This is a genomic window from Rhodovulum euryhalinum (genome assembly GCF_004342445.1).
GTDB classification, from domain to species: domain Bacteria; phylum Pseudomonadota; class Alphaproteobacteria; order Rhodobacterales; family Rhodobacteraceae; genus Rhodovulum; species Rhodovulum euryhalinum.
Map to the genome: position 1 here is coordinate 70,662 of NZ_SLWW01000010.1, position 20,330 is coordinate 90,991.

Genomic DNA, 20,330 nt, shown 5'->3' on the forward strand with positions numbered 1-20,330 from the left:
AGGGCGATCCTCGGAAACGTGATCCGGATCAGGTCGGCGCTCAGGTCGGCCGCCCCTCGGCGCCGAACACCTTGTGGACGATCAGCGGATAGACCACCACCACCGCCGCCAACAGGAACAGGAACTCGGCCCCGTAGACGAAGAAATAGGGCGTTGCCGCGCCGAACAGCGTCGAGAACGGCGAGACGACGATCAGGTCGCGCGCCACGCCCCCCAGCGCGATCGCAAGGCCCGCGGCGGTGGCCTGCACCGCGCCCCAGGCCCCGAGCGCAAGGCCCACCTGCTCTTTCGGGGCGGCGCGCATCGTGGCGGTCAGCGTGCCGTGGCCGAAAAGCCCCGCGCCGAACCCCGCAAGCGCGGTGCCCGCGATGAAGATGCCCTGCGATTGCAGCGTGGCCGAGAAGGTGATCAGCGCAAAGGCCGGCAGGCCCACCAGCGCCCCGCCGCCGGCCATCACCATCGGGTCGCCGCCGCGGCTGAGCACGCGCGAGGCCAGCGCAAACCCGATCAGGCTGCCCCCGGCCAGCGTCGCCGTCAGCTTGGTCGTGGACGCCACCGACATCCCCAGCACCTGCCCGCCATAGGGTTCGAGCAGAACCTCGGCCAGGCCGAAGCCCATCGTGCCCAGCCCGATGATCCACAACAGACGCCGCGAGTTGGCCCCGCGCATGAACAGCGCCCAGGCCTCGGAAAAGCTGGGATCGGGTTCGGGATTGACGCGCTGGCGATAGGCGCGGTCACGGTCGCGCGCCTCCATCTTCCAGATCGCCATCACGTTGAAGACCAGCGTCATCACCGCCGCGCCCTGGATCACCTGGATCAGCCGCGGGTGGCTGAAATCTTCCAGCAGCTTGCCGAAGACCAGCGCGCTGAGGATCATGCCGACCAGCATCATCACGTACATCAGCCCGACGACATTGGGCTGATCCTCGCGCGGCGCAAGGTCGGTGGCCAGCGCCAGCCCCACGGTCTGCACGACATGGACGCCCGCGCCGACCAGCAGGAAGGCAAGCGCCGCGCTGGTCAGCCCCAGCCAAAGCGGCGCCTCGGCGGCGAATTGCTGTTGCGACAGCACGATCAGCGCCAGCGGCATGATCGCGAAGCCGCCCCATTGCAGCAGTGTGCCCTTCCAGATGTAGGGCACCCGGCGCCAGCCGAGGGCGGATTTGTGGGTGTCGGACTTGAACCCGATCAGCGCCCGGAACGGCGCGAACAGGAGCGGCAGCGAGATCATCACGCCGACGACCGTGGCGGGCACCTCGAGCTCGACGATCATCACCCGGTTCAGCGTGCCGACAAGCAGCACCATCGCCATGCCGACCGAGATCTGGAAGAAGGCCAGGCGCAACAGGCGGGACAGGGGTAGCTGGTCGCTGGCGGCCTCGGCAAAGGGCATGAAGCGCACACCGATGCCTGCGATGCTCTCGATCGCAATCTTGCTCAGGCGTTTCATGGCGCGGCACTCCACACGGCCCGGTTATTCACCGCCCATGTCCCGATTGCCCGCTTGGGCGCGTTTCCAGGTCGACGGTCCGCTCGCCGGACCGAGATGCGAAGGCCGAGGACATCGCCCCGGCCTCCGCTGTATAGGTCTGACAAGGCACCCACCACGGTGAAGACCTTGCCATCCGCCGCAAGCGCGACTTATTCGGCCGAGGCCGAACCGTTGTGGTAGTCGGCCATCCAGGTGGTGTTGGCAACGATGCCAACGTGCACGAGGAACGAGCTGATCGCCACGGCGCTCAGGAAGAGCGGGATACCGACGGTCGGCTTAACGACGAGCCAGAGTTTCGCGTTGTTCATGAGTTGTTACCTCCTCTTAGCCGAGCCACGGCGTGCCAGCGGCAGCCAGGAAGTGCGCGACGAGCGCGATGGCGCCGAACACGCGGGTGCCGTCGATCACTTGCTTTTGGATCTCTTCGGCTTCGGCGAGCGTCAGGCCGGTCGGCCAGACTTTGTTAGGATCGTCAGACATATTGTCGTCTCCCCAATATGGTTTCGACTGCGTTGCGTGCAGAACCTGCACTTTCTTCGACAACACCAGACCGGTCAGCTGCTTCCGTTTTCAGTCAGCGACGCTTCCGGTCCGGCCTCGTCACTTAGAAACGATGTCACAAGGAATTGACGTTGGCAATGTCAACGTAGGCTTACACCCCCCCCAAATCGTGCGGCATATTGGACAGCGCTGACAGCCTGTCGCAGGCTTAACTTCCGGTTCACCCTGCGACCGCGCGGACCATTGATCTTCCCCCCGTGGGGTGGGGTAATGACGCGGCCTGATTGCAATTTGTCGTTCTCGTCGGGCCCGGGCCGAGCACATGCTCCCCGCCACGACGCGGACCCTATACCCTGGAGGAACCATGACAAACTACATCTGGGACGCCTGGCTGCCCAAGCTGTCCAGCAAGGACCGTCTGCTGACCGACGTGGATCTCGGCGCATCGAAATCGACGCCGTTCTCGGACATTCTGGGCTTTCCCTGCCTGTCCGAGCGCACGTCGTTCTCGACGCAGGCCTACGATGCAAAGGATGTCGAGCTTTCGACCGCCAATCCGACGCCGCTGTCCTCCAGGATGGGCTGGTCGCTGCTTGGCGGCATGGGCGAAGGCCATGTCGATCTGAAGGCGGTGGACCCCTACCCGCTGTCCTCCAGGATGGGCTGGAAGCTTCTGTCGGACCGCAAGTATTTCGGCGTCGCCGAAACCGCCCAGTAAACCGGGCCGACGACAGGGCGCCCGCGCCGGCCGACAGGCCCGCGCGGGCGCCTTGCGTTTCAGGGGCCGGCGCGCGCGGCGCATCTTGTCCCGACTCGGCGGACAACCCGGATGCCCAGGCAGGGATTGTTTCGCGTATTCCCTGAAATCAACTGGAAACATAGTGTTTCGGGAACGTTTCCGCCTGAACGGGGCCACAATCGAGGCGCCCTTCTGATCGGCGGCAGCCCCGCGCGGGGCCGCGCCACAGATAACGCCGCGAAAGGAGACCGCCATGGCAGCCTCGCGCCCGAACGACCCGCCCCCCGCACCGCCGAAACAGGCGCAGACCGGCGGCACCCGGCCCACGCCAGAGCCCATCCGCGAGCCCGTCTTTCCCGACTGGGCCAGCATCTGAGCCGCCCCGCGGACCCACGCACGGGTCATGCAAGAAGGGCCGGCCCATCCGGACCGGCCCTTGGAACTACGCGATGCAGAACCCTTCCGAAGGTTCTTGCCCGGGGTTTTCCCGGAAACCTCCGGATCCGTCAGCCGACGAGTTCGAGCCCCGAGAAGAAATAGGCGATCTCTTCCTTGGCCGTGTCCGCGCCGTCCGAGCCGTGGACCGAGTTCTCGCCGATCGACAGCGCGAATTCCTTGCGGATCGTGCCCTCGGCCGCCTCGGCCGGGTTCGTCGCGCCCATCACCTCGCGATTCTTCGCGATCGCGTCCTCGCCTTCCAGCACCTGCACGACGATCGGTTCCGAGGCCATGAACTCGCACAGCTCGTCGTAGAACGGACGCTCCTTGTGCACGGCATAGAAGACGCCGGCCTGCGCCTTGCTCAGGTGAATCCGCTTCTGCGCGACGATGCGCAGGCCCGCGGCTTCGAGTTTCGCGTTGATCGCGCCGGTCAGGTTGCGGCGGGTCGCGTCGGGCTTGATGATCGAAAAGGTGCGCTGGATGGCCATCTGGGTTGTCCTTGTCTGCTGCGGCGCCGCCCGGACCGGGGGCGCGGGAAAGATCGCGGCCCTGCTAGCATGGGCCCTTTCCGGTGAAAAGCCGCGATTGACGCAAGGCGGCGGCGCTGGCACATGCCCTGCATGCTGCGGATCGACGACATCTCCTTCGCCATCGAGGGGCGCCCCCTGTTCGAGCGCGCCTCGGCCGTGATTCCCGATGGTCACAAGGTCGGGCTGGTCGGCCGGAACGGCGCGGGCAAGACCACGCTGTTCCGTCTGATCCGGGGCGAGCTGGCGCTGGAATCGGGCGAGATCGCCCTGCCCCCCCGCGCCCGCATCGGATCGGTCGCGCAGGAGGTGCCGGGCAACGCGGTGTCGCTGCTCGACACGGTGCTGGCCGCCGATACCGAGCGCGCGGCGCTCATGGCCGAGTCCGGGACCGCGACCGACCCCCACCGCATCGCCGAGATCCAGACCCGGCTGGCCGATATCGACGCCTGGTCGGCCGAAGGACGTGCCGCGGCGATTCTCAAGGGTCTGGGATTCACCGAGGCCGAACAGGCGATGCCCTGCTCGGCGTTTTCGGGCGGCTGGCGGATGCGGGTCGCGCTGGCGGGCGTGCTGTTCGCGCGCCCCGACCTGCTGCTGCTGGACGAACCCACCAACTATCTCGACCTCGAAGGGGCGCTGTGGCTTGAATCCTATCTCGCGCGCTATCCCCACACGGTGATCCTGATCTCGCATGACAGGGGCCTGTTGAACCGCGCGGTCGGCCATATCCTGCATCTCGAGAATCGCCGCCTCACGCTTTACGCGGGCGGGTATGATGCCTTTGCCCGGGCGCGTGCCGACCAGCGCGCCGTACAGGCCGCCGAGGCGCGCAAGCAGACGGCGCGACGCGAGCATCTGCAAAGCTTTGTCGACCGGTTCCGCTACAAGGCCTCGAAGGCACGGCAGGCCCAGGCGCGGATCAAGATGCTGGAGAAGATGGAGCCGATCGCCGCCCCCGAGGATGCCGCGCGCACCGTCTTTACCTTTCCCGAGCCCGAGGAGCTTTCGCCGCCCATCGTGGCGATGGAAGGCGCATCGGTCGGCTATGACGGGCGCCCCGTGCTGTCACGCCTGACGCTGAGAATCGACCAGGACGACCGGATCGCGCTGCTGGGCCGCAACGGCGAGGGGAAATCGACCTTTTCCAAGCTGCTGGCCGGGAAACTGGCGCCGCTTTCGGGGCGGATCACGCGGGCCGCGAAGCTCAAGGCCGGCTATTTCGCCCAGCACCAGGTGGATGAACTCCACCTCGACGAGACGCCGCTCGACCATCTCCGCCGGGAACGGCCCGACGAGGCACCGGCGAAACTGCGCGCGCGGCTCGCCGGATTCGGCCTGGGCGCCGATCAGGCCGAGACGGCGGTCGCGCGGCTTTCGGGCGGGCAGAAGGCGCGGCTGTCGCTGCTGCTGGCCACGCTCGACGCGCCGCAACTGCTGATTCTCGACGAGCCGACCAACCATCTCGACATCGAATCCCGCGAGGCGCTGGTCGAGGCGCTGAACGCCTATACCGGCGCGGTGATCCTGGTCAGCCACGACATGCACCTGCTGTCGCTGGTGGCCGACCGGCTGTGGCTGGTCAGGGACGGCCGCGTCAGCCCCTATGACGACGATCTGGATGCCTATCGCCGGATGCTGCTGGTCTCGGACACGCCCGAGACGCCGAAACAGGCGAAATCCGCGCCGCAAAAGCCCCCGCGCGAGACGGTGCTGGCCGCGCGCGCCGAGGCGCGCAAATGCGAATCGCGCGTCGAGAAGCTGACCGAGATGCGCGAGAAGCTGGCCGACAAGCTGGCCGATCCCGACCTCTACGACACCGCGCGGCAGGACGAGCGGCTGATGTGGCAGCGCAAGTTCGCCGAGGTCGAAGAGGCGCTGGACCGGGCCGAGGCGATGTGGATGGCGGCGCTGGAAGCGCTTGAAAAAACAGGGGGCTGAGGGTTGGATCTGACCTTCTACATCAGCGCCTTCGTCACGTTGTTCGTGGTGATCGACCCGATCGGGCTGGCCCCCCTGTTCGTCGCGCTGACCCAGGGTTCGGGCACGCGCGAGCGGCGCGCGATCGGCCTGCGCGCGGCGGCGATCGCGGTGGGGTTGCTGACGCTCTTCGGCATCTTCGGCGAACAGGTGCTGGGATTCGTCGGCATCTCGATGTCCGCCTTCCGCATCTCGGGCGGGATCCTGCTGTTTTTGACCGCGCTCGACATGCTGTTCGAGCGCCGCAGCAAGCGGCGCGAGGACCAGGCCCATGACGACCGGCCCGACCCCTCGGTCTTTCCGCTGGGCACGCCGCTGATCGCGGGGCCGGGCGCGATGGCCACGATGATCCTCTTGAACGGCGAGGTCGGGCGCGAGCCGCTGGCGATGCTGGGGGTTCACCTGGTGATGATCGGGGTGATCGGGCTGGTGCTGCTGATGTTCCTGGCCGCGGGGCTGATCGAGCGGGCGCTGGGGCGGACGGGAATCAACGTGGTCACCCGGCTTCTGGGAATGCTGCTGGCCGCGTTGTCGGTGCAGTTCGTCCTAGACGGGCTGCGCGACTTCGGCCTCGCGCCGGTCTGAGCCCTCGCGATTCTTGCGCGCGGGCCTATATTCATCTCACCGCATCCCGGAAAGGACGCCCATGCCCGGCGACGACATTGCACGGCTGATCTATCTGGTGCTGCTCGGCGCGGTGATCGTCGGGTATTTCTTCGTCGCGAACCGCCACCGCCTGGGCCAGGTCGCGCAGCAGGCGGCGATCTGGGGGCTGATCTTCGTCGGCGCGATCGCGGGCGTGGGGCTGTGGTCCGACATCCGCCGGGACGTGATTCCGCGCCAGACGGTCTTTGCCGATGACGCGCGCGTCGAGGTGCCGCGCGCACCCGACGGGCATTACTACCTGACCGTCGGGGTCAACGGGACGCCGGTGCGGTTCGTGGTGGATACCGGCGCGACCGAGGTTGTGCTGACGCGGAAGGATGCGCTGCGGGCCGGGCTCGACCCCAAGTCCCTGAGCTATTACGGCGAGGCGCACACGGCGAACGGCGTGGTGCGCACGGCGCCGGTGCGGCTTGAGGCGATGGTGCTCGGCCCCTTCGAGGACCGCGGCGTGCGCGCCTTCGTCAATTCGGGCGAGATGCGCGAATCGCTGCTGGGCATGGGCTATCTGAACCGCTTCGAACGGATCGAGTTCGTCGGCGACCGGATGATCCTCAGCCGCTGACCGCCCGCGGCTGCGGACCTTGCAGATCGGCGGGCGGGCCTCAGGCGCCGCTGGCCCGTTTCATTTCCCACCGGCCCGATTCCTCCGACCAGTATTGCGCGGCCACCCCGGCCCCGGTCAGCACGCGCCACTGGCTGCGGGCGGCATCAAGGGCGGCCGGATCGTTGCCGTCGAACAGGATGCAGACCCGCTCCAGCGCCGCCGCCTCCTCGGGCGAGACCGGCGCGCCGTCGACCGCCATCAGGCAGGTCGCGCCGTTGGGAGTGTCGCGCCCGGTTGTCAGCAGCACCGGCTGGTCGGCGTCGAATTCGCCGCCCGCGCGGCCATGGGGCAGAAAGCCCTCGCCCATCCACAACCTTTCGTCCAGCCAGTCGAGATTCGCAGCCGCGCTGCCCCGCACCACCACGCGCCAGCCCTGCGCCAGCGCCTTGTCCAGCAGCGCGGGCAGCGTCGCCTCGAGCGGTCGGCGGGTGAGGTGATAGAACATCGCGATACCCATGGCCCGATGAAAGACCGGCGCGGCACACCGATTGCAAGCGGGAATCGCGGGGATGCATCCCGCACTGGCCACACACATTCAAATTCGTCTATGCTTTCCGCGAAAAGGGAGGACCCAACCATGATCCGCACGGCAACGATCCTTGCCCTGCTGGCCGCCCCCGCGCTGGCCAGCGAGGACATCCCCGACCAGTATCCCCAGTCGGTGCTCTATTCGAAACCCGTCGAGGTGATCCCGAACGTCTTCTCGGCGATCGGCGCCACCGCGCCCCCCACCTACGAGAACGCGGGCCACAACAACAATCTCAGCTTCATCGTCACCGGCGACGGGGTGATCGTGGTCAATGGCGGCGCGAACGCGAAACTCGCCGAGGCGCTGCATGCCGAGATCAAGGCCGTCACCGACCAGCCGGTGCGTCTTGTCATCAACGAGAACGGCCAGGGCCACGCCATGCTGGGCAACAGCTACTGGGCGGCGCAGGGGGTGGATATCCTCGGCCATGTCGAGGCGAAGAAGGTGTTCGAGGACAACGCCTTCCAGATCCTGGAAGGCATGAAACGCTACGCGAAGGAGAACGCCGAAGGAACCGAGGCGGTCGGCCCCAACCTGACCTTCGAGGACCGCCACGACATCGAGATGGGCGGCATGAAGATCGAGGTGCTGTATCTCGGCCCCGCCCATTCCGAAGGCGACGTTTCCGTCTGGCTGCCCGAACAGAAGCTGGTGATCGCGGGCGACATCGCGTTTCACGAACGCATGCCCCCGATCTTTTCGGAAACCTGTACAAGCTGCTGGATCGAGACCTGGGAAACCGCGTTCGAGCCGCTCGGCGCGCTCTACGTCATCCCGGGGCATGGCCACCCGACCAACATGGCGCAGGTGCGCCGCTTTACCCACGACTACCTTGTCTATCTGCGCGGCAAGATCGGCGCGCACCTGGACGCTGGCGGCACGCTGGACGACGCCTATTATGTCGACCAGAGCCCCTATGCGCGCCTCGATACCTTCGAGGAACTGGCGACCAAGAACGCGGGCATTGTCTTCACGGAAATGGAGTTCGAATGATGGCCGTCTCGACCCCCATCTGCGATTTCGGCTGGCCGGCCCCCGGTTTCTCGTTGCCGGGCACCGACGGGCGGACCTGGACGCTGGAGGATGTGCGCGGCCCCAGGGGCACACTGATCATGTTCATCTGCAACCATTGCCCCTACGTGATCGCGGTGCGCGACCGGATCATCCGGGATGCGGCCGACCTGCAGGCGCTGGGAATCGGGGTGGCCGCGATCAGTTCGAACGACGCCGCGGCCTATCCCGAGGACAGCTTCGAGAACATGCGGAAGCTGGCCGGGGATCTGGCGCTTCCCTTCCCCTATCTCTATGACGAGGACCAGTCGGTCGCGCGCGCCTATGACGCCGTCTGCACCCCCGATTTCTTCGGCTTCGACGCCGGGCTGGGGTTGCAGTACCGGGGCCGGCTGGATGCCTCGCGCAAGCAGGCTGGTCCCCCGGACCTGCGCCGCGATCTGTACGAGGCGATGAAACAGGTGGCCGAGACCGGCCATGGACCCGCCGAGCAGATCCCGTCGATGGGCTGCTCGATCAAATGGAAGGACGCCGCGTGAAGGCCATCATCTTCGATCTCGACGGAACGCTGATCCACAGCGCGCCCGACATCCATGCCGCCGTGAACAAGACCCTGGCCGAAACCGGCGATGGCGAACTGGACCTTGCCACCGTCGCCACCTTCATCGGGAACGGTGTGCCCGTGCTGATGGAACGCGTGATCGCAGCCCGCGGTCTGGACCCGGCCCGGCACGCGGCGATGACAGCGACCTTCCTGAAGCATTACGAGGCCGATCCGGCGACGCTGACCACGCTGTATCCCGGCGTCGAGGACGCGCTCGAACAGTTCCGCGACGAGGGTTGGGTCATGGGCGTGTGCACCAACAAGCCCGAGGCGGCGTCCCGCGCGATCCTGGATGCCTTCGGGATCGGGCATTTCTTCGGCGCGGTGGTCGGCGGTGACACGCTGGACGTCAGGAAACCCGACCCGGCCACGGCGCTGGCGGTCAAGGAACGCCTCGGCGCCGATGCGGCGGTCTATGTCGGCGACAGCGAGATCGACGCCGAATGTGCCTGGAAGGCGGGGATGCGCTTTGCCCTTTTCACCGAGGGCTATCACCGTGCCGAGGATGTGGACGACATTCCGCAGGACGCGCGATTCTCGGATTTCGACGTTCTGGTGGCTGTCGTTGCGCGGCTGGCCGACGAGTTGCGATGACGCTGAAGGCGCTGATCTTTGACGTCGACGGCACGCTGGCGGAAACCGAAGAGGCCCACCGGCGCGCCTTCAACGACACCTTCGCGGCCCACGGCCTTGATTGGGCCTGGGGCCGCGAGGAGTACCGGCAGCTGCTGAAGACCACCGGCGGCAAGGAGCGGATGGGTGCCTTTCAGGCCGGCCTGCCCCCCGGTGCGCGGCATCTGACCGGCGACGAGATCGCGGCATTGCACAGGGACAAGACCGCCCGCTACGGCGATATCCTGGCCGCGGGCGATCTGGAGTTGCGCCCCGGCGTGGCGGATCTGGTCGCCGCCGCGCGGGCGGCGGGGCTGCGGCTGGCGGTGGCCACCACCACGAACCTGCCCAATGTCGAGGCGCTGGCCCGCTGCTGCTGGGGCAAGCCCGCGACCGGGGTCTTCGACGTGATCGCCGCGGGCGACGAGGTGGCGGCGAAAAAGCCCGCGCCCGACGTCTTCGCGCTTGCGCTGAGGCGGCTCGGCCTGCCCGCGGATGCCTGCCTTGCCTTCGAGGACAGCCGCAACGGCCTGATGTCGGCAATGGGCGCGGGGCTTTCGGTGATCGTCACCCCCAGCGCCTATACCGACCACGAGGATTTCACCGGCGCGGCGCATGTCCTGCCCACGCTCGACCGCGCGCACTGGCCCGCGCCGCTTGCCACGGCGCTGGCGGGCGGCTGAGGCCGCAGAACCGGCCCGATCAGCCGCCCAGCGACAGGATCCGCCGCCCGGTGACCAGCCGCACCTTGGACTCGCGCCGCGAAACCATCGGAATGTAGAAGAACGACGAGAGCGGCGTCGGCCAGTCGGTGTTCAACTGCGTCTTCGAATTCCTGCGGGATACCATCGGCATTCCGAAGAAACTCGAAAACGGGGTGGCGCCGTTCCGGGAGAGATCCCAGTCGTAATCGGTCATCACGTAGTTGAACGGTGCGACGCTCTGGATGAAGCGGGAATCGTGATTGCCTGCCATGGGGGTTTCCTTTCGCCTGAACCCTGCTCGACTGAAACGCAGGTTACCCCAGCGCGCGCCGTCCCGGAAGGTGCGCGATTCGCGCAGGCCCGGCCCGGGCTCAGGCGGTCGGCATCCGGGCCTCGACGATGCCGGCGAACCACGAGCAGCCAAAGGGAATCGCTTCGTCCGAGAAGTTGTATTCCGGGTGATGCACCATCGCGGTATCGCCGTTGCCGACGAAGATATAGGCGCCGGGGCGCGCGTTCAGCATGTAGCTGAAATCCTCGCCCCCCATCATCGGCGGGGTGTCCAGCCGCACCTTGCCCGACACGGCCTCGGCCACCTCGGCGGCAAAGAGCGTCTGGTCCGGGGCGTTCTCGGTCACCGGGTAACCGCGGCGATAGTCGATCTCGGCCTGCGCGCCATAGGCCCGGGCGGTATGCGCGACGATTTCCTTCAGCCGCGTCTCGGCCAGCGTGCGCACCCCCTCTTCCAGGCTGCGCACCGTCCCCTTGAGCCGCACGACCTGCGGGATCACGTTGCTCGCCTCGTTGTCGGTATGGAAGGTGCAGACCGAGACGACGACCTGTTTCAGCGGGTCGATGCTGCGCGCGGCGATGGCTTGCAGCGCCACGACGATGTGGCTGGCCACCAGCGTCGTGTCGATGCAGTCATGCGGTTTCGCGGCGTGCCCGCCCTTGCCGGTCACCGTGATCTCGAAATCGTCGGTCGCGGCCATGATCGGTCCGGTGCGGATCGCGAAATCGCCCACCGGCAGGCCCGGCATGTTGTGCATGCCATAGACCTCTTCGATGCCGAAGCGCTCCATCAGCCCGTCCTCGACCATGGCGCGGCCGCCCGCGCCGCCCTCTTCGGCGGGCTGGAAGATCACCACCGCGGTGCCGTCGAAACTGCGCGTCTCGGCCAGGTATTTCGCGGCCCCCAGCAGCATCGCGGTATGCCCGTCATGGCCGCAGGCATGCATCTTGCCCGGATGCTTCGACGCATAGTCCAGCCCCGTCGCCTCGACGATGGGCAGCGCATCCATGTCGGCCCGAAGGCCGATCGCCCGCCCCCGGCTGTCGGTCCGGCCGCGGATCACGCCCACCACGCCGGTCCGCCCGATGCCCTCGACCACCTCGTCGCAGCCGAATTCGCGCAGCTTCGCCGCCACCAGCGCCGAGGTGCGCGGCAGATCGTACATCAGTTCGGGATGTTCGTGGATGTCGCGGCGCCATTCGGCGATCTCGTCCTGCAATTCGGCGAGGCGGTTCTTTACGGGCATCCGGGATCCTCCTTGGGGCGGCCGCACGCGATGGCGGCGGCCCCGGTTTCACGATGGGCGAGCGGCCCCTGGCGCACAAGGTGAGCCGCACCCCGCCCAAGGTCAAGCCGCGCCGGCGGCCAGACCGCGGCGCGAAATAAGAACGCCCGTTCCCGCGCCGCGCCGCGCGCCGGACCGCGGTCCAGCCCGGATCGCGCCCCGGGACGGCTATCCCCTGCGGCCCCGGTGCCCAGGAACGCCGTTCCCGCCCCAGCCAGGACCCGAGCCCGCCCGCCCCTTGATCGGCGCGCGGCACCGGGGCATCTGGCCCTTCTGACCCCAGCAGGAGCGCCCGGACATGTTCGAGACCCTCGGCTTTGAAACCCTCACCGCCCGCGACATCGCCCCGTTCTTCGGGCTGGGTCTCGGCCTGTTGTTCGGCGTGCTGGCGGAAATCACCGGCTTCTGCTTTCGCCGTGCGGTGGCGGGCCCGGCCGACGCGCGCAGGCCCGCGCTGGGGGTCTGGATGGCGGCGCTCGCCACCGCGATCCTGGGCACGCAGACGGCGGTCGCGGCGGGGCTGATCTCGTTTCAGGGGCACCGCTTCCTTGCCCCCGACCTGCCCGTGGTGGCGATCCTCGCCGGTGGGCTGATGTTCGGGGCGGGCATGGTGCTGACGCGGGGCTGCGTCGGGCGGCTGACGGTGCTGACGGGCGCGGGCAACCTGCGCGCGGCGCTGGTGCTGGTGGTTTTCGCGATCGTGGCGCACGCGACGCTCAAGGGCATCCTGGCGCCGGTTCGGCTGGCCGCGGGGCAGGCGACGCTGCCGGTGGGCAACTGGGGTCTGGCCGCATTGCCGGGCGGCGCGCTGCCCTGGGCGCTGATCCTTGCCGCGGGGGCGGCGGCGCTGGCCTGCTGCTCGGGGGCGCCACGGCGGATGCTGGCGCTGGCCGCGGCCCTGGGCCTGCTGGTGCCCGCGGGCTGGATCGGCACCGGCTTCGTCCTGTTCGACGAATTCGACCCGATCCCGCTGGAGAGCCTGTCCTTTACCGCGTCCGCCGCCGACACGCTGTTCTGGTCGGTCGCGGCCACCGCGATCGCACCCGGTTTCGGCGTCGGGCTGATCGGCGGCGTTCTGGCGGGCGCGCTTGTCGCCGCGCGGGTCTCGGGCCGCTTCCGCTGGCAAAGCTTCGAGAGCCCGGCGCAGACCGGCCGCTACCTTGCGGGCGCCGCGCTGATGGGCGTGGGCGGGGTCCTGGCGGGCGGTTGCACCGTGGGTGCGGGGCTGGCAGGCATCCCGACGCTCGGCCTCCCGGCGTTGCTCGCCCTGGCCGCAATCGCGGCGGGCGCGCGGGCGATGGATGCCGCCCTCAGTGCTCTACCCCGCGCCGGATCCGCCGGACCATTGCCCACACGCCCAACACGACAAAGGGCGTAAGCAGCGCGGTCAGCAACCCTTTCGAGACCGCCAGCGCATCGGCCAGCGGATAGACCATGTAGGACACCAGGCTGACCGCGTAATAGCTGATCGCCACCACCGACAGCCCCTCGACCGTGCGTTGCAGCCGCAACTGAAGGTCGGCCCGCCTGTCCATGCTTTCCAGCAGCTTCTGGTTCTGGGCCGAGCGCTCCACGTCGACCTGCGTGCGCAGCAGGTTCGCCGCCCGGACCGCACGCCGTGTCATGCTGTCCAGCTGCGCCTCGGTCGACTTGACGGTGCGCATCGAGGGCTCGTAGCGCCGCATCATGAATTCGCGGAAGGTCTGGCGATAGCCGAACCGCTCTTCGCGCAGGACCTCGATCCGCTGGTTCACCAGCGCCTCGTAGGCCGAGGTCGCCGAAAAGCGGAAGGCCGTCTGGGCCAGCAGGCTTTCCAGTTCCGCCGACACCGCCAGCAGGTTGCGCAGGGTCTCTTCGGGCTGGCGATGGCCCACCCGCATCTCGCCCACAAGTTCGGTCAGTTGCGGATCCAGCTCGGCGAGCCGCGCCGACAATTGCCGCGCGCGCGGCAGGCCCAGCATCGACATCGCCTTGTAGGTCTCGATCTCGGTCAGCCGCTGCACGATCCGGCCGACGCGGCGCTGACCCGTGCCGGGCCGCGCGAAGACGGCGAACCGCATGTGACCGCCCGGATCGATCCGGAAATCGGTCGCCATGATGCCCGCGTCCTCCAGGATCGACGAGGCGCACAGGCTGTCGGCCACGAACCACTCGTTGAGCCGGTCCTCGATGTCCTCGCGCCCCTCGCGCAGTTGCTCGACCCGGATCAGCGCCGAGGTCAGCCGCGCGCCCGGCGCCTTTTCCAGCCAGTCATCGGGAAACACCTCCCATGCGGCGGGATCGAAGGGCCGCTCGGCGACGCCCGGGGCGAAGATCGTGTAGGTCACGAATTCCGCGTGGCTCTCCCACTTGATCTTGTAGCGGCCCATCTGTCCGAAGAAATGCGTGTCGTCGGGCTTGGGATGCTGGGCGCCGTAGCGGTCGAGCAGGTCGATGATATGCGTCCGGTCCGCGTCGCGGTCGCGGTTCACCGCGTCCCTGGGCGTCTTGATCGCCAGGAACGCCGCGTGACAGGGCGTCTGCAGCGAGGGGAACGGGCGCGCATGCAGCTCGTTGGTAAGCATGTAGCGCAGCGGATGGTCTTCGATCGGGGCCATGGATGGGGTCTCTGTCTCGCGCGTCTGGTCTAGCTCTAGCGCATGACACCCGAATGTAAACGCGGCAGGGGGGCGCCCCCACGGCGTATGCAGCCGACCGGGACACCGGGACATGCGGTTGGACCCTTGATCCTTCCGGCTTCTTCTTGGCGGAAATACTCGAAACCGCACGAAGTGCCAGAAGGCTTGCGCCGAAGGCGCTCGATATGATGACGCGCGGAAAACGGAAACGCCCCGCCTGTGGGCAGGACGCTCCGGGTGCCGCGCGACGCGTGCTCAGCGCAGATGCGCCAGCAGCTTGTCGAGGCTGTCCTTGGCATCGCCATAGAACATCCGCGTGTTCTCCTTGTAGAACAGCGGGTTCTCGATACCGGAATAGCCCGTGCCCTGGCCGCGCTTGGACACGAAGACCTGCTTGGCCTTCCACACTTCCAGAACCGGCATCCCCGCGATGGGCGAGTTCGGATCGTCCTGTGCGGCCGGGTTCACGATGTCGTTCGACCCGATCACGATGGCGACGTCCGTCGAGGGGAAGTCGTCGTTGATCTCGTCCATTTCCAGAACGATGTCATAGGGCACCTTGGCCTCGGCCAGCAGCACATTCATGTGCCCGGGCAGACGGCCCGCGACGGGGTGGATGGCAAAGCGCACGGTCTTGCCCTGCTTGCGCAGGTGCTCGGTCAGCACCGACACCGCGTTCTGCGCCTGCGCTACCGCCATGCCATAGCCCGGCACGATGATGACGCTGTCGGCATCGTCCAGCGCCGCGGCCACGCCCTCGGCCTCGATGGCGATCATCTCGCCCTCGACCGCGGCCGCCGGCCCGCCCGTGCCGCCAAAGCCGCCCAGGATCACGCTGACGAAATGCCGGTTCATCGCGCGGCACATGATGTAGCTGAGGATCGCACCGGACGAACCCACCAGCGCGCCGACCACGATCAGCAGGTCATTGCCGAGGCTGAAGCCGATCGCCGCCGCCGCCCAGCCCGAATAGCTGTTCAGCATCGAGACCACGACCGGCATGTCCGCGCCGCCGATCCCCATGATCAGGTGATAGCCGATGAACAGAGCCAGCAGCGTCATCAGGAACAGCGCCAGGAAGCCGCCGCCATTGAAGTACCAGACCGCCAGAACCACCGACAGGATCGCCGCGGTGGCATTCAGCATGTGCCCGCCCGGCAGCTTCTTCGCCGCGCTGTTCACCCGGCCCGCCAGCTTGCCATAGGCGATTACCGACCCGGTGAAGGTCACCGCCCCGATCCAGACGCCCAGCACCAGCTCGACGCGCAGGATGCCGATCTCGACCGGCGTCTTCTTGGCAAGAAGCGCGGCAAAGCCTTGCAGCCCTTCGCGCGCCGCGTCGTCCATCGCCAGCACGCGGCCCAGCTCGATATCGGCGTTGAAGCCGACGAACACTGCCGCGAGACCGACCAGCGAATGCATGATCGCCACCAGTTCGGGCATCTGGGTCATCTGCACCCGGGTGGCCAGCTGATAGCCCACCGCCGCGCCGCCGCCGATCAGGATCAGCGACAGCGGCCACAGCCCCTGCCCCGGCCCGATCAGCGTTGCCAGAACGGCGATCGCCATGCCGACGATACCGTACCAGATCGCGCGCTTGGCGCTTTCCTGTCCCGAAAGCCCGCCGAGCGCGAGGATGAAGAGAACAGCCGCGACCACATAGGCCGCTGTCGTGAAGCCGAATTCCATTGTCTCCACCCCTATCTCACGATTTCTGGAACATGGCGAGCATGCGCCGGGTCACGAGGAAGCCGCCGAAGATGTTGACCGCGGCCATCAGGACCGCGAGCGCGGCCAGCAGGATCACCAGCACCGATCCGGACCCGATCTGCATCAGGGCGCCCAGGATGATGATCGACGAGATCGCGTTGGTGATCGCCATCAGCGGCGTATGCAGGCTGTGGCTGACGTTCCAGATCACCTGGAAGCCGACGAACACCGCCAGCACGAACACGATGAAATGCTGCATGAAGCTGGCGGGCGCCACCAGGCCCACCGCCAGCAGGGCCGCGCCGCCCGCGCCCAGCAGGCCGATCTGGGTGATCGTCTGCTTCCGGAACGCGGCCGCCTCCTGCGCCTTCTTCTCGGCGGGGGTCAGTTCCTTGGGCTTTTCCTTGCGCGGTGCGGCCGCGATCGCCTTCACCTTGGGCGGCGGCGGCGGGAAGGTGATCTCGCCCTGATGGGTGACGGTCGCGCCGCGGATCACGTCGTCCTCCATGTTGTGCACGACCTGCCCGTCCTTGCCGGGGGTCAGGTCGGTCATCATGTGTCGGATGTTCGTGGAATACAGCGTCGAGGACTGCGTCGCCATCCGGCTGGGGAAGTCGGTATAGCCGACGATGGTCACCCCGTTCCCGGACACGATCTTCTGGTTCGGCACCGTCAGGTCGCAGTTGCCGCCCTTTTCGGCGGCAAGGTCGATCACGACCGAGCCGGACTTCATCGCCGCGACCATGTCCTCGGTCCAGAGCTTGGGCGCAGGGCGGCCGGGGATCAGCGCTGTGGTGATGACGATGTCCATGTCGGGCGCCAGCTCGCGGAACTTTTCAAGCTGCTTTTCGCGGAACTCCGGCGACGAGGGCGCGGCATAGCCGCCCGTGGCGGCGCCGTCCTGGGTCGTGTCCTCGAAATCGAGATAGACGAACTCGGCGCCCATCGATTCGATCTGCTCGGCCACCTCGGGGCGCACGTCGAAGGCGTAGACGATGGCGCCCAGCGAGGTCGCCGTGCCGATCGCGGCAAGGCCGGCCACACCGGCGCCGACGATCAGCACCTTCGCGGGCGGCACCTTGCCGGCGGCGGTCACCTGGCCGGTGAAGAAGCGGCCGAAATTGTTGCCCGCCTCGATCACCGCGCGGTAGCCGGCGATATTCGCCATCGAGGACAGCGCGTCCATCTTCTGCGCGCGGGAAATCCGCGGCACCATGTCCATGGCGATGACGGTCGCGCCGCGATCCTTGCACCGCTGCAACAGCGCCTCGTTCTGCGCCGGCCAGAAGAAGCTGATCAGCGTCTGGCCCTTGCGCAGGTGATCCACCTCGGCCTCGGACGGCTCGCGCACCTTGGCCACGATGTCGGACGCCTGCCACAGCGCGGCGGCCGAATGGACCACCTCGACCCCGGCCTTTTCATAGGCGGCATCGGAAAACCCGGCCCGTGCACCCGCGCCGGTCTCGATCAGGCAGGTATGGCCAAGTTTCTGCAGCTGGGCCGCGCTGTCCGGGGTCATGGCCACGCGGGCCTCGCCCTCGAAAATCTCCTTCGGTGCGCCGATCTTCACGTTGTCTGTCCCCCTCTCTCAGGCGACGGGCCCGGCGGGCCCTGCGTCAGGTCGCCGTCTATTACCATCGCGTAATTAAGTTTCACAAGCCGATCGCCAAGGTTTTGGGCAATTGCGGCGTCACGGCTCAGATCCAGCGCCGCACGCGGGCGCAATAGGCCTCGAACGCGGCGCCAAAGCGGGCGCGGATGGCCGCCTCTTCCTTGCGGATGAACCGCCACTCGATCACCTTGATGAAGACCGGCACAAGGATCAGGCTGGGCAGCGCGTCCCAGATCAGGATCAGGCCCAGCAGGATCGCGGCATCGGCCAGGTAGATCGGGTTGCGCGAAAACCGGTAAAGCCCTGTCGTCACAAGCGTGTTCGGCGTCTCGCGCGGGATCAGCGAGGTCCGTTCCAGCACGAAGTGCAGCGCCGCCCAGCCCGACACGGCAAGCCCCGCAGCCACCAGCGCCATGCCCGCCATATCGCCCGCCCGCCCGGTCAGGTCCAGCGGCAGAAGGCGGGCTTGAAGCCAGGCGACACCGGCGAAAAGCGCCAGCCATGCGGGCGGCAGTTCGACATAATGAAAGAGCCGTTTCATCGCACCTTTCCGCCCATGCGGCAGCCCTGCAACAGTGCCGCGGTTTTCCGCCTCCGCGGGCTGGACGCCACGCCCCCCTCACTAAGCGCGCCGCGCCCGGGCGATCAAGGACAGATCGTCCCCTTGCGGGACCGGCCCTGCGCGGGCAAGCTCCGGGACGCGTGTCAGGAGCCGCCGATGACCGATTTCGCCGCCAAGCGCGGGTTGTTCCATATCCCCGACGGGGTGATCTATCTCGACGGCAATTCGCTGGGCCCGATGCCCGTGGAGGCGGCCGGGCGCGTCGCGCGGACGGTTCGTGACGAATGGGGCGAGATGCTGATCGGCGGCTGGAACCGCGCGGGCTGGATGGCGCAGCCTGCGCGTCTGGGCGACCGGATCGGCCGCCTGATCGGGGCGGAACCGGGCAGCGTGGTGATCGGCGACACGCTGTCGATCAAGGTCTACCAGGCGCTGGCCAGTGCGCTGGAGATGCGGCCTGACAGACGGGTAATCCTGAGTGATACCGGCAACTTCCCAACCGATCTTTACATGGCCGAAGGGCTGATCGCGACCCTTGGCCAAGGCCACGAACTGGTCACCGTGGCGCCCGAGGACGTGGCGGCCCGGATCGGCCCGGATGTCGCGGTGCTGATGCTGACCGAGGTCGATTACCGCACCGGACGGCGGCATGACATGGCGGCGCTGACCCGGGCCGCCCATGACGCGGGCGCGCTGACGCTGTGGGATCTGGCCCATTCGGCAGGCGCGCTGCCGGTCGATCTGGCAGGCGCGGGGGCCGATTTCGCGGCGGGCTGCACCTACAAGTACCTCAACGCCGGGCCCGGCGCGCCGGCCTTCGTCTATGTCGCCCCCCGCCACCAGGACGCCGTGCGCCCTGCGCTGTCGGGCTGGCTGGGACATGCGGCGCCGTTCGACTTCGACCCGGCCTACCGGCCCGGCGCGGGCGTGGAGCGCATGCGCGTCGGAACGCCGCCGGTGTTGCAGATGGCCGCGCTCGAGGCCGCGCTCGACATCTGGGAGGACGTCGACATGGCCGCGCTGCGCGCCCGCTCGGTGGAACTGACCGAGCTGTTCATCGCGCAGGTCGAGGCGCGCTGCCCCAACCTGACGCTGACCTCACCGCGCGACCCGGACCAGCGCGGCAGCCAGGTTTCGTTCAGATTTCCAGAAGGTTACGCGGCGATTCAGGCGCTGATCGCGCGCGGCGTGATCGGCGATTTCCGCGCGCCCGACATCATGCGCTTCGGCTTTGCGCCGCTCTATGTCGGCGAGTACGACGTGCGCCGGGCCGCCGAAATCCTCGGACAGGTGATGGAGGACCGGCTGTGGGACGATCCCGCCTGCCGCACCCGCGCGGCCGTGACCTGAGCGGGCTTCGGCTGCGCGCCGCACGGCCCGGAGACGGCCCCGCCGCCCATGCGGTGCTGTATGCCGCGGTCCATGGCGGGACCGCGGCGGCCTACGGTCCCGAGGAACGCGCCGCCTGGGCCCCCTCGCCCGACCCCGCCCCGGACTGGGAGGCGCGCCTGCTGGACTGTACCACAATCCTTGCAGAGATGCGGTGGGGGATCGTCGGTTTCATGGCGCTGGCCGGGGATGGCCATCTCGACCTTGCCTATGTCGCCCCGGACTGGATCGGCCGTGGCGTCGGCGGGGCGCTGCACGACGCGATCCTCGATGTGGCGCGGGGCGCGGGGCTTGGCCTGCTTGCCACCGAGGCAAGCCTGATCGCCCAGCCGTTCTTTACCCGGCACGGGTGGCGCCAGACCGCCCGGCAAAGCGTCATCCGCAACGGCGTCCCGCTGACCAATTTCCGCATGGAACTCGATCTCCAGGCAGCTCTCGCCAGGCCATAG

23 protein-coding genes are annotated in these 20,330 nt (G+C 67.9%); 12 read left to right on the forward strand and 11 right to left on the reverse strand.

The features are described from left to right. Positions 1 to 40: 40 nt before the first annotated feature. The 3 genes from EV655_RS13040 to EV655_RS13050 form a co-directional block, all read right to left on the reverse strand. Positions 41 to 1,453 (reverse strand): PucC family protein, encoded by a 1,413-nt coding sequence (locus EV655_RS13040; protein ID WP_132545542.1) that lies wholly within the window; start codon positions 1,451 to 1,453, stop codon positions 41 to 43. Positions 1,454 to 1,644: 191 nt separating this feature from the next. Next, on the reverse strand, positions 1,645 to 1,803 hold the full coding sequence (locus tag EV655_RS13045; protein WP_132545544.1) for a light-harvesting protein: 159 nt from the start codon (positions 1,801 to 1,803) through the stop codon (positions 1,645 to 1,647). Positions 1,804 to 1,819: 16 nt separating this feature from the next. Then, the gene (locus EV655_RS13050) at positions 1,820 to 1,975 is read right to left on the reverse strand and encodes a light-harvesting protein (protein WP_132545546.1); all 156 of its coding nucleotides are present in this window, start codon (positions 1,973 to 1,975) and stop codon (positions 1,820 to 1,822) included. Positions 1,976 to 2,360: 385 nt separating this feature from the next. Between EV655_RS13050 and EV655_RS13055 the strand changes: the two genes are divergently transcribed. Next, positions 2,361 to 2,714, forward strand: a complete 354-nt coding sequence (locus tag EV655_RS13055; protein ID WP_132545548.1) for a hypothetical protein — start codon at positions 2,361 to 2,363, stop codon at positions 2,712 to 2,714. 274 nt (positions 2,715 to 2,988) lie between these two features. Then, on the forward strand, positions 2,989 to 3,111 hold the full coding sequence (locus tag EV655_RS19025; RefSeq protein ID WP_279389338.1) for a hypothetical protein: 123 nt from the start codon (positions 2,989 to 2,991) through the stop codon (positions 3,109 to 3,111). A gap of 130 nt (positions 3,112 to 3,241) precedes the next feature. Here the strand turns inward: EV655_RS19025 and ndk are convergent, their stop codons facing one another. Next, positions 3,242 to 3,664, reverse strand: coding sequence for a nucleoside-diphosphate kinase (ndk, locus tag EV655_RS13060; protein ID WP_132545550.1), 423 nt, complete (start codon positions 3,662 to 3,664; stop codon positions 3,242 to 3,244). A 132-nt stretch (positions 3,665 to 3,796) separates the two neighbouring features. Here ndk and EV655_RS13065 point away from each other — a divergent pair, with 132 nt between their 5' ends. From EV655_RS13065 to EV655_RS13075, 3 genes are all read left to right on the forward strand, one after another. Further along, on the forward strand, positions 3,797 to 5,644 hold the full coding sequence (locus EV655_RS13065) for an ABC-F family ATP-binding cassette domain-containing protein (RefSeq protein WP_132545552.1): 1,848 nt from the start codon (positions 3,797 to 3,799) through the stop codon (positions 5,642 to 5,644). Between the two features lie 3 nt (positions 5,645 to 5,647). Continuing rightward, positions 5,648 to 6,268, forward strand: a complete 621-nt coding sequence (locus tag EV655_RS13070; RefSeq protein ID WP_132545554.1) for a MarC family protein — start codon at positions 5,648 to 5,650, stop codon at positions 6,266 to 6,268. Between the two features lie 61 nt (positions 6,269 to 6,329). Continuing rightward, positions 6,330 to 6,911, forward strand: coding sequence for a retropepsin-like aspartic protease family protein (locus EV655_RS13075; protein WP_132545556.1), 582 nt, complete (start codon positions 6,330 to 6,332; stop codon positions 6,909 to 6,911). A gap of 40 nt (positions 6,912 to 6,951) precedes the next feature. Here the strand turns inward: EV655_RS13075 and EV655_RS13080 are convergent, their stop codons facing one another. Then, a complete protein-coding gene (locus tag EV655_RS13080) occupies positions 6,952 to 7,410 on the reverse strand; it encodes a DNA polymerase III subunit chi (RefSeq protein WP_132545558.1) in 459 nt (152 codons plus the stop codon). Between the two features lie 120 nt (positions 7,411 to 7,530). Between EV655_RS13080 and EV655_RS13085 the strand changes: the two genes are divergently transcribed. From EV655_RS13085 to EV655_RS13100, 4 genes are read left to right on the forward strand one after another with little or no spacing between them, the layout of a single operon-like run. After that, complete coding sequence (locus EV655_RS13085) at positions 7,531 to 8,475, forward strand: MBL fold metallo-hydrolase (RefSeq protein WP_132545560.1); 945 nt, start codon at positions 7,531 to 7,533, stop codon at positions 8,473 to 8,475. Next, positions 8,475 to 9,032, forward strand: coding sequence for a thioredoxin family protein (locus tag EV655_RS13090; RefSeq protein WP_132545562.1), 558 nt, complete (start codon positions 8,475 to 8,477; stop codon positions 9,030 to 9,032). Before EV655_RS13085 ends, EV655_RS13090 begins: the two co-directional genes overlap by 1 nt. After that, positions 9,029 to 9,691 carry a phosphoglycolate phosphatase gene (gene gph, locus EV655_RS13095; protein WP_243645078.1) on the forward strand — a complete coding sequence of 221 codons (663 nt, stop codon included), beginning with the start codon at positions 9,029 to 9,031 and terminating at the stop codon, positions 9,689 to 9,691. The genes EV655_RS13090 and gph overlap by 4 nt, the downstream gene beginning before the upstream one ends. After that, the gene (locus EV655_RS13100; protein WP_132545566.1) at positions 9,688 to 10,392 is read left to right on the forward strand and encodes an HAD-IA family hydrolase; all 705 of its coding nucleotides are present in this window, start codon (positions 9,688 to 9,690) and stop codon (positions 10,390 to 10,392) included. The genes gph and EV655_RS13100 overlap by 4 nt, the downstream gene beginning before the upstream one ends. A gap of 19 nt (positions 10,393 to 10,411) precedes the next feature. Here EV655_RS13100 and EV655_RS13105 read toward each other — a convergent pair whose 3' ends face one another. Together EV655_RS13105 and EV655_RS13110 are read right to left on the reverse strand one after the other, a co-directional pair. Beyond that, entirely contained in the window at positions 10,412 to 10,684 is a 273-nt protein-coding gene (locus tag EV655_RS13105) for a hypothetical protein (protein WP_132545568.1), read from the reverse strand. A gap of 100 nt (positions 10,685 to 10,784) precedes the next feature. Then, positions 10,785 to 11,951 carry a M20 aminoacylase family protein gene (locus EV655_RS13110; protein ID WP_132545570.1) on the reverse strand — a complete coding sequence of 389 codons (1,167 nt, stop codon included), beginning with the start codon at positions 11,949 to 11,951 and terminating at the stop codon, positions 10,785 to 10,787. A 337-nt stretch (positions 11,952 to 12,288) separates the two neighbouring features. On the opposite strand from EV655_RS13110, the gene EV655_RS13115 reads away from it, so the two are divergent. After that, the gene (locus tag EV655_RS13115; protein ID WP_132545572.1) at positions 12,289 to 13,368 is read left to right on the forward strand and encodes a YeeE/YedE family protein; all 1,080 of its coding nucleotides are present in this window, start codon (positions 12,289 to 12,291) and stop codon (positions 13,366 to 13,368) included. Here the strand turns inward: EV655_RS13115 and EV655_RS13120 are convergent. The 4 genes from EV655_RS13120 to EV655_RS13135 all read right to left on the reverse strand — a co-directional run bounded on the left by EV655_RS13120 (position 13,301) and on the right by EV655_RS13135 (position 18,471). Beyond that, positions 13,301 to 14,587, reverse strand: coding sequence for a DUF3422 family protein (locus EV655_RS13120; protein ID WP_132545574.1), 1,287 nt, complete (start codon positions 14,585 to 14,587; stop codon positions 13,301 to 13,303). The genes EV655_RS13115 and EV655_RS13120 overlap by 68 nt on opposite strands. 276 nt (positions 14,588 to 14,863) lie before the next feature. Further along, positions 14,864 to 16,297 (reverse strand): NAD(P)(+) transhydrogenase (Re/Si-specific) subunit beta, encoded by a 1,434-nt coding sequence (locus EV655_RS13125; RefSeq protein WP_132545576.1) that lies wholly within the window; start codon positions 16,295 to 16,297, stop codon positions 14,864 to 14,866. A gap of 16 nt (positions 16,298 to 16,313) precedes the next feature. Further along, positions 16,314 to 17,888 (reverse strand): Re/Si-specific NAD(P)(+) transhydrogenase subunit alpha, encoded by a 1,575-nt coding sequence (locus tag EV655_RS13130; RefSeq protein WP_132545578.1) that lies wholly within the window; start codon positions 17,886 to 17,888, stop codon positions 16,314 to 16,316. A 127-nt stretch (positions 17,889 to 18,015) separates the two neighbouring features. Next, positions 18,016 to 18,471 carry a methyltransferase family protein gene (locus EV655_RS13135; RefSeq protein ID WP_132545580.1) on the reverse strand — a complete coding sequence of 152 codons (456 nt, stop codon included), beginning with the start codon at positions 18,469 to 18,471 and terminating at the stop codon, positions 18,016 to 18,018. Positions 18,472 to 18,648: 177 nt separating this feature from the next. Here EV655_RS13135 and kynU point away from each other — a divergent pair, with 177 nt between their 5' ends. Then, positions 18,649 to 19,842, forward strand: a complete 1,194-nt coding sequence (kynU, locus tag EV655_RS13140; RefSeq protein WP_132545582.1) for a kynureninase — start codon at positions 18,649 to 18,651, stop codon at positions 19,840 to 19,842. Then, a complete protein-coding gene (locus EV655_RS13145; protein WP_132545584.1) occupies positions 19,800 to 20,330 on the forward strand; it encodes a GNAT family N-acetyltransferase in 531 nt (176 codons plus the stop codon). Before kynU ends, EV655_RS13145 begins: the two co-directional genes overlap by 43 nt.